The organism is Arsenophonus endosymbiont of Bemisia tabaci Q2 (assembly GCF_902713415.1).
Taxonomy (GTDB): Bacteria; Pseudomonadota; Gammaproteobacteria; order Enterobacterales; family Enterobacteriaceae; genus Arsenophonus.
The window spans coordinates 1-1,931 of the sequence record NZ_CACTIE010000228.1 but is presented as its reverse complement, the minus strand read 5'-3'; the positions used below and the strand labels follow the sequence as shown (position 1 = coordinate 1,931).

Annotated in this window: 1 pseudogene; it reads right to left on the bottom strand. The window is 34.0% G+C overall.

The window, feature by feature from the left end:
* Window positions 1-246: 246 nt before the first annotated feature.
* Window positions 247-1,662 (bottom strand): annotated as a pseudogene (gene phrB, locus ARSQ2_RS10395) (deoxyribodipyrimidine photo-lyase).
* Window positions 1,663-1,931: the final 269 nt, after the last annotated feature.

Here is a 1,931-nt window from a genome sequence, read left to right as displayed (position 1 = left end):
TTAATTTTTATTTTCACGGAGAAGATATTAATTTTGATAAGATTGAAAGTAAGAATGAAAATGATGCCCCTGTTATCTTTATTTATCATAATAATATTCCGGTGATAAAACCACGTAAAAAGAAAAGCCCCCGTGATTAGCCTTGCTGATTGTAAAAGAAATAAAACCCGCAAAGATAATTAATTAAACAACCTGTCTTTATTTGATTTGGATAAATTTATTAACAAAGGAAAGATTAATCAAAATTTATTTAATATTCTTTGCTGAGCGAAAAGCATCTAATGTTTTTTTCCTAGCTTTGGAATGATCAACGATAGGGAATGCATAATCTAAAGTAGTCTGATTTTCTTCAGCCCATAGATGGGGAATATGTATATACTTATCTGGCACTTTACTCAGTTCGGGTAACCAACGACGAATAAAGATACCTTTTGGGTCAAAACGTTTTCCTTGGGTTATCGGATTGAAAATTCTAAAATAAGGGACAGAATCTGTACCCGTCGATGCAGCCCACTGCCAGCCACCATTGTTTGCCGAAAAATCGCCATCCAATAATTGAGTCATAAAATAACTTTCGCCCTTACGCCAATCTATGAGTAGGTCTTTAACCAGGAAACTTGCCGTAATCATTCGCAAACGATTGTGCATTCATCCCGTTTTATTTAGTTGTCGCATATCTGCATCAACAATCGGATAACCGGTAAGACCCTGCTGCCAGGCCAGCAACATAGCCTCATCATTTTTCCACTTAATTCGTTCTGTCCAGCCAATAAAAGGTTTATTTTTACATAAAAAAGGATGAGCAACGATTAAATGACGGTAAAATTCACGCCAAATTAACTCATTTAACCAGATAAAAGCACCATCTCTATTTTCTAATAAATTAGGATGTTCAGTTCTTAATCTATTAAAACATTGACGAGGGGAAAGAACACCAACAGCTAAATAGGGGGACAAACAACTTGTACCCTTAATAGCAGGGATATCTCTTGTTTTTTGATAATTTTTAACATTTTCACGACAAAATTTCCGTAATTTAACTAATGCAATTTTTTCACCAGGGGGAAAGGCGTCTGATTTGTAGACGTCATTTAAGTAGGGAGAGATAGGATTTATAGAAATTCCACCACTCGATCGCATTTTAGGTGTTGGCAGAGAACAAACTTCGGTTTTGATTAATTGTTTAATAAAGGCATGACTAAATGGCGTAAATACTTTATACATGTCATTATTAACATTTAAAACAGAACCTGGAGATAAAAGAACGCTATCGTCAAAACCGTGAATTGCAACTTTATCGCCTATAATATATTTCAACTGCTGATCTCCCCTAAGCTCATTTAATTCATATTGTCGATTAAAAAATACTTCACTGATTTTTTCTTTTTGACAAAATTCTCTTAACCAATCTAATGATGCACTACAATCGTCACATTGTTGATAAATGAGAGGAATCCCTAATTCAGCAAGACCGTGTTGTAACTTTATTAAGTTATCGTGAATAAAAGCGATTTGATGCACTGATATATGATGTTCTTGCCATTGTATAGGCGTAGCTATATAAACCGCGATAATTTTCACATGCTGATTCTGACATGCATTAAATAGCGCTGTGTTGTCTATAATACGAAGATCATTGCGAAACCAAACAAGACGAGTCATGTTAAATGCCTTCCAAAAACAACGAAAAGTAATAAGCGCTTTTTACTCTCTTTCCAGTATTCTTTTCAAATTAAGATAAAGTTCTTCTGCCATGTCGTACAACTCTTCCTAATCATCGGCAAAATCATCCAGATTAAGCCTATCAAATATTTATTTTAGAAAAAAAATAACCACGGCCATTATCAAAAATTGGAGTCCAATTGAAAATTTTAAGTACTTTACAAACGATTTATAGCTAAGCGACTTAATTTTGATTACACCATATTGAG